The sequence below is a fragment of the Hallella colorans genome (genome assembly GCF_003096815.1).
Lineage (GTDB): Bacteria > Bacteroidota > Bacteroidia > Bacteroidales > Bacteroidaceae > Prevotella > Prevotella colorans.
The window spans coordinates 1-10139 of the sequence record NZ_QENY01000037.1; the positions used below are offsets into that span (position 1 = coordinate 1).

Sequence of the window (10139 nt, forward strand, 5' to 3'; positions counted from 1 at the left end):
GGGGATACCGTGCGTTCACGAATCTTGGACAAACAGAGCGGTCGATATGGAAAGGAATTTATACAGTCCCAGCAGCATGTGCGCACGTTTAACTTCCGCCCTGCCCTTAACCTCTCCCAAGTAAATGCTCCCAAGGTCTCCCTGATGAAATACAGTTCATTGGGTCAGGCGACCGTTATCGGACTCTTTTGTCACAAACCTGCGGATGCCAAAAAGGATGCTGTGCTGTATACGTTGAGTGGTCGTCCCGGTAGCGGTGTCCTAATGTCCAAGGACAAAGCTGTTGGTGTCAGTGGCACGAGTACGTTGGATTACGGAAAAGAATACGGACAAGATCTTCTTTACGGTAGTGAGGACACCACTGCCACGGAAACATTTGAGGAAAGTGCCCTCAGGATAGTATCCTATATCAAAGCTAACAAGTCTGCACGTTCTGTATGGGGTGAGAAATGTGGAGGTTTCTATTCTGTTGGTTCCACCTATAACGGTCAGGATGTCAATCTCAAAAATGCTTTCAGCACCACCGATATTGGCAATAATATCTTTGATGGCTACAGCCCCGAGGCAATCGTATTCTCTCGCCATCTCACCAATGCTGAGCGGCTTAGAATTGAAAGTTACCTTGGTTTAAAGTACGGCGTCACGCTGAAAGGTTCCTACCTTGATCCACGTGGCAATCTCATTTGGGATGCATCAGCTAATGCTGCATACCATCACCGCGTAACGGGCATTGCCCGTGAGGATGTTGAGTTGCTTTTCCAGCCCGTTTCAACGACCTCTTATGAGGAAACACCTCTGTATTCTTCCTTCCATGATACTTATTATAAGTCCAAGCCCTATAACCTTTCCTCCGAATCCCGCTTATTAGTTATCGGGCAGGAACATGGCAGTCCCATTCCGGACGGGTCCTATATGATTTGGGGTGACAATGGGGTTAACACCGCCATCGGCATACCTGAGGAATATTTCTCTTGGCATGTCATGAACCGAAAGTGGCTCACATCCACCAATATACACGAAACGGCTGACACGACGGCCGTATGGGGTGGCAGTGGGTTTTACTTTGAGCGCGACGGACATTTTACCTCGCTTCTACAAAATGACAAGGACATGACAGCCGTAGCATACAGCAAGCCCCTTGTCGGCACAGACGGAAGCATTTCCATGCTTTGCCCTTTCAGTCCTTTTGATGTGGGCTTCACGGACGAAGCGAAGAGCATCACGGTATACGGCTATCGCATAAGAGACGGAAAAGTATATTCCATCATCAAAGGCATTCCACAGACAGACGCCCTATGTGCCATCAACGTAGGAGAAAGAATGATTATCCGCAAGACAGGCAATGCGCTCCATCTCATCATATCAGCCGAAGGCGATGTGAAATATACTGTGGATATTCCTGAAAACGAAGCTAAGCGAATTGCTTTCATCCGTCCCATTGACAATGCCTATCGTCTGGAAATCAGAGACGTTCTCGCCAGTGGATTCGGTGTGACAGGTAATGTTATCGAGCTCGCCACGAATTTGCTGAAAGATAAGCAGTTCGTTAAAAACGCATCCAAAGCCCTTTTGCTGATTGATGGCACGGGAAAGGGCGAATGGGATCCCGAGACGGTACGTGTTTATCGTTGCAGTGAACAGGATGCCAAGAGAGGTAAGTTTATCTTCCATAACGTATTCTTTGACACTGACGGCAACGGCAGTGATGTATTTACCTTCGGCTATCATGATGGCGTCTTCGCTCGTCTGACGCCAAAGCCAGCCAGTTGCATAGGTAGTAAGCCACAGGCAGACGGCAGTATTGATGTGAAAGTTCTCTTCGGCAATCCATCCTATCGCTATGAGGTACGTGCTGAATCTGTTTCAGGACTTGTTACAGACTCCCTTGTGCAATCGGGCTTGATGACTACCGACCACGCAACCATCAAAAAACTTCTTCCTGGTATCTACCACGTTGATGTCATTCAGACAGGAGGTACCGTGCTGACAGCCAACATGTCTGAAAATAAAGGCGAGTCATATGCCAACTCCCCCGGTAAGTTTCCTGAATCCACATTCTCGTGGAGTGTCAGCGACATGACATCCGTCTATCATGCAGGTATGAGTTCAGTCATCAGGCTGGGCGGGCTTCCCGACTTCGGTTTCTCTGTGAACGGTTCCACAGTTACAGTCATTGTTAAAGGAAAAGTGGACGAACAAAAGCAGTTTACCGTTGCCAAAGGCGACGTACTGTCCCTAACATACAGTGGCAAGTACTTGGATTACCGTATCAACGGCAAGAGCGTCAATCAGTACAAAGGTTTACTTCTTTCCAGTTGGCATTTCAGTTCTATATTCACGAAACGCCATTCTTCTTTGAGTAATCTCCTAGTCAACGACCAGCCGTGTCCAATACTGACGAAATCTTCGGATGTTTCTGTTGAAACCATTGCACGCAGCTTATATGATAAGAAGGTGACAATCAACAGTGAGTGCGGAGGTCCAGTTGAATTCCAGCCGATGACAAGAAGTAGTCGTGAAGACGGCATCGGTATTTCCGACGACAGCGCATTCAAGGTGATTGATAACGGTAATCATTCTTTTACTGCAAAACTTTCCATGAGAACCTCTCATTCGGCAGACTTGATGGTCTTTGATGCTTCAGGTCAGCTTCTTCTCAATAAGCAGATGGAAGGCGGAACAGAAAAAACCTCGACCTTTACACTTCCTCAAACGGGTGTATACATCGTGAAAGCCATCACACCGGTGAAGGAATATACCCTAAAGATGATGAACAAATAAAATACCCCACTATACTCTTATCCTATGAAAAAAATATTGGCATTGACACTGGCGGTCGGAACACTCGCTGTGTCCGGTATCGCCATTGCAAGATACACCGACAAGAACGACCTCGGCAGTATGACGCCGACCAATAAAGAAGCCACTGCTTCTAATCCTCAATCAGGAGAACATATAACCGCATCAGCGGATAAGAAAGCACAGCCAGGTCTTACCACGGCTCTTTCATCGACTGGTGTCAAAGCAGCCACCTCTACATCGGGAACGGTGACGCAGTTTGCCTCCATAGGCTCCGGTATCATCGGTACGCCCGACGGACGTGTTTCGGACAATCCCGAGGACAACCTCTTTGAGATTGTACTCAAGAAAGTTTCAGCCGGCACACGCTCATGGCTTGTCTACGATCTCAAGGGTGTCAGCTCTGGTGCTGGCATCAGCACGAGCATCAACGATCGCATGGCTGCTGGCGGTTATCTCACCGAGCTGTCTCAAGGCTGGAAGACCGTCAGAGAAGAAATCAATCCCCTGTGGCTCAAGGAAGGTAGGAATACCGTCTTGTTCACCATCCCATCGAATGCCACCTACAGCTATACAGTCAAAAACGTACGCATAGAAACAACACCTGCATCTGCAGATATGCGGGATGCTATCGTCCTGTCAACCGTTCCCGTTGTTTACGGTGGACAGACCTATGTCCACGGCTTTGTTCGTGGAAACGTACAGAAGGTATCTGTTAGCGGTAAGACTCTGTCGGTCAGAGACGGCGAGTTCGAGGGAATCATTCCCACAGCATCGAAGCAGCTCACCCTCGCAGCTACCGTTGCAGGAAAGAACGTCAGTAAGACCATTGTTCCCATCATACGGGAAAAGGCGGACTATGCCCGTGCCTTCGTTTCCGTAGGTGGCAGTGCAGAAAAAATGTTCTTTGCACACAAGGCGGATAGTCTCTGTGTCAGCGGCAATATATTGGCAGTAACCTCTAAGGATATCAGCAAGGCTGGAAGATATTCCATCTCGGCACTCCGTGAAATGGATATGCCTGCCCTTGACTATGGTATGACCAACGTCACTGCCAAGGGTGACGGCTATCGTTTCCTTCCTCACGGTAATCATTTCGATGGGAAAGGTGCGACTGTCAAGATCAAGTATGACCGCACAAGAATCCCGAGTGGCTTTACTGAAGATGACATCAATACCTATTACTTTGACAAGGATACCAAGCATTGGGTAGCATTAGAAAAGGTCAAAGTGGATAAGAAAGCAGCTTGCGTGGTTTCACGAACAACGCACTTCACCGATATGATCAACGGTGTGATAAAGGCACCCGAATCTCCACAGACCGATGGATTTACACCGACGATGATGAATGACATCAAGGCGGCAGACCCGACGGCAAAAATCAATCTCATCACTCCTCCGACAGCCAACAACAGAGGTTCTGCCAGCCTGCAGTATGGCTTCGAGATGCCCCCTGCCCGCAATGGCATGGCACCGTCCTTAGGTATTCAGTACAGCAGTGAAGGTGGTAGCGGATGGCTCGGTGAGGGCTGGAATCTCTCCATTCCTTCCATTACGTTGGATACTCGCTGGGGTGTCCCAAGATACGATACAAGTAAGGAAACCGAAACCTATTTGATGTCAGGTTCCATGCTTTCTACCATGGGGGATGACGGTAAAATGGGTGTTGCCCACCGTGGTGAGAAGATGGCACGTAAGGCAGACCGTCAGTTCTATACCAGACAAGGTGGTGACTTCAGTCGTATCATCCGTAAAGGAAATTCACCTGCCGACTATACTTGGGAAGTGACCGACAAGCAAGGCATCAAGTACATCTATGGTGGTGAGGGAGCCGTACTCAAAGGTACTATTACCGATATCAGCGGTACCAAGCGTGAAGTCATCTCTGAGTGGAAGCTCAAACGTGTGGAAGAGACACACGGTGACTATATAGAATATGTCTATGAGACAGCCGACGAACCTGTTCGTGGCGGACTCATGGCGAAAGCCATTTATCTTAAGGAAATCCATGCAGGTAACAGCGGACAACAGCCCCATACCGTAGTTACTTTTGAGGGAACGAAAGAAAAACATCTCAAGACCAACAATGCACGCTTTGGATACCTCACCTCTTCCAACAGACTGTTGGAGAAGATAGTAGTCAACTTCCAGGGTTCCGTACTCAGAAGCTATGCTTTTGCCTACAAGGAAGGTGCTTTCCATAAGGACATTCTCACGGGTGTGAAACACCTTGATGATGCGGGAACAGAGGTATCCTACCAAAACTTCGACTACTATGACGACGTACAGTCCGACAAAGGGTATGTACCATTTAAAAATAAACAAGAGGTTTGGAACACGCAGGATGACAATCTTAATGCCAGTTTCATCACACCATTTAATCCATTTGATGTATTCTCAAATCTTACTACAGCCTTAGGCGGAAGCTCCTCTTGGTCTGCAGGAGGAGGTCTGTATGCAGGTGTAGGGCCTGATGATGACAGTCCATTTTCTAGTAACACGATAGGTGGAACATTCGGATATAACTATAATAAGGCCAATGGTCTATCTACGATGGTGGACATTAACGGAGACGGACTGCTTGACAAGGTGTTCCGTAATGGATCGTTTCTATTTTATCGTCCACAGATACGTATAGGCAACAAGACTATTTATGGGAAGCGCATACGCATTGTTGGTGTTTCCGGATTTTCAAAGACGGTTAGCCACACATTCTCTGGTGGCGTATCTGCAAAAGTAGGGTTTAGTCCTGCAGTGGCAACACTCGGGAGAGACTATGAACGTACTACTACGAAGATTACACAATATCTTTCCGATATCAACGGAGACGGCTTGGTAGACCTTGTCTCAGACGGTAAAGTTTATTTTAACCATATCGTATTTGATAAGTCAGGCAATGGCATTCCTATCTTTACCCTCAAAAGTGCAGATACGCCAAGTCCTATTATATACGACCCAAAGAATATCGACACTTCTGTCGGAAAGGTTGATCCCGAAGAGCAGGCAGAACTGCTTAGGAATTCTCCGATGGTGGATATGGTCAGGATGTGGGTTGCTCCAAGAGATGGAAATATTTCTATAAATGGAGCCGTACAGCTTGTTATACCCTCGGGGGATTATGATGAAGAGGAATATTCCAAGTCTGATGGTGTTCGAGTCTCCATACAAAAAGGTGGCACGGAACTGTGGAGCAGAGACATTGCCAAGGGAGATGCTGCCACCCACTCAGCAGAAGTTTCTTCCATCAACATTCATAAGGGAGAGAAGATTTATTTCCGTGTACAGTCTGGTAAGGAGAAAATGAGCAACGGTGCGTTTGACCTTGTAGATTGGTCACCAAAAATCACCTATCAAGGAAAGGATTACACAACACCGGAAGGTTTTTCTTCTGTGACATACCAACCACAGGAGGGTGCTATATACATGGTTTCGTCTCCTGCACAGACAGAGAATGCCCCTTCCCAAATCAATGTAACAGGAAAGCTCGTCAAACCATTGACATCAGATGATCTGACGATAAAAGTCTTTGGCGTAAAAGAGAATGCGAGTGATGCAGGACGTGAACTTTATTCACGGACGATTGCATGGAATCAGGCGTATAATGATAACTTGAATTTCACTGTTCCTAATTCTGCAGGATATAAGACGTTTCGTTTCGAGATGTCCTCAACCTCTAATCTTAAGTGGGCAGACATCCAATGGAAGCCCATCGTCCAATATGCAGATTCCTTGGGAAAGACACAGTCCTTCCAAGCTGGAGCAGGAGTAAAGATGTACGCCAACCACCTTCTTTATGCTGAGCCATACAAAGTTAGTCCAAGTGACAGCGTGCTGATTGTTAAACCAGCACTCGTCTTTCGTCCGTTGACAGGATACACAGGTTCTCTGAGTATGACGGCGAGAACGGAAGGACACCTTTTGAGCAAGCGTTTGGTAAATGTAAATAATAGTGTGGTAGAGGATGCTACTTTGTTGATAGATGTGCGAAATATTAGTGATACGCCTATATGGGTGGAATTTTTCTCGGAGGATATCAACCTGAAGGACAGGTTACTCACTGCATCCGTGAAGGTTTCTTCTTCGGCAACACCAATGACACAACAGACCGTACCAGTCAATGTCTACTCACTTTTGGACAACGAAGGTTTTGGCCCTCTCTATAGAGGTTGGGGAGGATTCACATATAATACGGCTGAAAATGACAGGTATGCCTCTGCGATAGATGAATCTCTATTAACACTACCTCGTGACAAAGATCAGAAGATAGACCCCTTGACGCTTGTATTCACACCGCTTGCCGTGAATACCTCATCACTTGACAGGTGGATAGGACAAAGACAGGAAATATTCCTTACGGATCATAGTATGGGAGCTGCCCGCTTGACGGAACAGGATGTGAAGATGACGAATCCGTTTGACAATATGGCTTCTGTTGAAACTGAGACTTCAGATTGTGCACAGGGTACGGGAGCATTGGCTATCAGCCAAAAAGTTGTAAGTAAGAACACAACGACCCAAACGGGTTTTTCTTTCCTGACAAAGAATGAAAGCACAGGACAGGCTATTACCAAGGCAACGATGATTGACATGAATGGTGACGGATATCCAGACATCGTCCAAAACGAAGCTATCCTGTATACCAATACCCTTGGCGGTATCAGCGGAGAAAAGCTACAAGGGATAGGAAATATCGTTAGTAAAAATGAGGGGTCAGCAGTCGGTGTTGGTAGTGCTCCAATAGTATCCATGTCCATGACCATAGCCCAAGCCGCAGGCTGGACGAAAACCGCCTCAAACATCAAATCCATAAGCGATGCTCTGGGAGGACTGTCCGTCTCCATGAGCAAGCCCAAGAATCGTGATTGGAGCGAGGAGAGCTTTACAGATGTGAACGGTGACGGACTCCCAGACAAAATCCTTAGTGATAATACTGTAAGATTAAATCTTGGTTATGCCTTTACAGACCCTGTAGACTGGCAGATTGATGCCGTTCAAACTGGAGAGGGCACCTCACACAATTTAGGTGGAGGAGCATCATCCAAAGAGAAGGATATTGCGCAGAAAGCCAAGTTTTTCGACAAGGCTTCCAGTAGTTTTTCTGGTGGCCTTAGTATCGTGACCACGACAAGTGGTGAGCAGTATAACTTGATGGACGTCAATGCTGACGGACTGCCTGATAAGGTAAAAAAGAATAATGGCACACTTTCGGTTTCGTTGAACTTAGGGAATGGCTTTGCCGATCCTATCCTATGGAAAGGAGCTTCATCGCTCTCTGAGACTGCCTCCACCTCGGAATCTGGCAACGTGGCATTTACAGTGAACTTTACACCGAAAATAATTCCAGTTAAGGTTACTCTCAATCCCAACGGGTCACTCGGTCACAGCATCAACCGTACGCACTATTCGCTACAGGATGTAGATGGTGACGGCTATCTCGACATATTGGAATCAGATAAGGAAAGCGAGCTGAAGGTTACCCACTCTGCCATCGGCAGGACGAACATGCTCAAGAGTGTCACTAACTCCCTCGGAGGAACCTTCACACTCGACTATCAGCACAGCGCGCCAACCTATGGGCTTCCCGGTGGTAAGTGGGTGATGTCTTCCGTGACCGTTGATGATGGCATCCACGACGATGGGCCACGCATGAAGACACTCTTCACTTATTCCAATGGTCAGAAAGACCGTCACGAGCGCGAGTTCCTCGGTTTTGGTAAGGTCATCACGAAGAATATTGACACTGAGAAAGGCGACAGTGTCATCTATCGTCAGGCAGTACAGCTCTATGACGTGTCCACCTACTACACACAGGGCAACCAGCTCAGTGCCTCCGTGGAGGATGCCAATGGCAAGAAATATACCGAGACGAAGAACGTATACGATGGCTACTACCTCACTGCCAGTGGTGACAAGTACACCTTCACCAAGCAGCAAAAGCTCTGCAGCGACCGTGCATCAGCATTTGTCCCACTGCGCTATACAGCCAATAAGCAGTATGAGGGACAGGCAAGCGGCATCACCACCTCTGAAGCTTGGAACGAGTATTACCTCACGGGTTATCATGGTGAACTCAAATCTTATAAGTTCAGCGACAAAGGCACATTGGGTGAAGAAGGTACGGGGGCGTTCGATTACCAGACCGCCATTCAGTATGCTTCCAACGAGGGCAAGCACATCATTGGTCTGCCTACCGACGTCATTGTGACGGGAGGAGACGGCAAGACATACCACCACGTATCGGCGAAGTACGACATGAACTATGCCGACCACCTTACACAGATTAGTCAGCAGTTAGGCAATGGTACTGCCGTTTCAGACTATACCTATGACGGTTACGGTAACATCACCAAGACTACGCTTCCTGCCAACGCCAAGGGGCAACGTATGTGGTACAGCTACCGCTACGAACCGGTGATGAACATGTATGTCTCCCGCATTGATGATGCCTTTGGCTACAGCAGCGAGGCTGGCAACTTCGACTACCGCTATGGCATGGCTTTGCGTCGTACAGACCTCAACCGACTCAACTATGAGACCGACCTCGACAACCTTGGACGAGTGAAGGCGGTTCGTGGTCCTAACGAATTGGCAACAGGAGTGCCATACATCATTGCCTTTGACTATCAGCCTAAGGCTACTTTCGGCACCAATGGCATCACTGCACCTGCTTACGCAGTGACCAAACATTACGACATTCAGCACCCAAGCGATGATATGGAGACCGTTACTTTTGTGGATGGCTTTGGACGACCCATTCAGGTGAAGAAAGACGGCGTGGTAACGACAGCTACCAAGGGCAGTGCTCCGAAAGACGAGACCGTGATGATTGTCAGCGGACGCAATGTCTATGACGCTTTCGGTCGTGTGGCTAAGGCTTACTACCCTGTAACCGAAGCACTGGGGAGCAAGACAGCTTTTAACAAGGCTTTTGATAACGTGTCGCCAACCGTAACGGTTTACGACGTACTTGACCGTGCCATGAAGGTGACGCTACCTGATAATAGTACGACACAAACGGAATACTCTACCGATGCAGGCAGCAACACCCTCAAGAAACTCGTTACCGATGCTCTCGGCGGCAAGCAGGCTACCTACACCAACGGCAGCGGCAAGACCGTGAAGACCGAGCAACTCAGCGGACCCGACGGAACGATTACCACCTCCTTCGAGTATGATGGTATCGACCGCCTCGTCAAGGTAACCGATACCGAGGGCAACGTCACGACATCCGTCTATGACATGGGCGACCGCCGCACGGAGGTGAACCATCCTGCCAGTGGTATTACCACCTTTACCTACGACAATCTCGGCAATGTACTCACCAAGCAGACTGCCAACCT

At 48.0% G+C, this 10139-nt stretch carries 2 protein-coding genes; both read left to right on the forward strand.

Annotated features, from left to right (window positions below):
• A partial coding sequence (locus C7379_RS12175) for a DUF8202 domain-containing protein (protein WP_116617509.1) occupies positions 1-2781 on the forward strand: 2781 nt, incomplete at its 5' end.
• Positions 2782-2805: 24 nt separating this feature from the next.
• Positions 2806-10139 (forward strand): toxin TcdB middle/N-terminal domain-containing protein (locus C7379_RS12180; RefSeq protein ID WP_116617510.1); only part of this gene is annotated, 7334 nt, incomplete at its 3' end.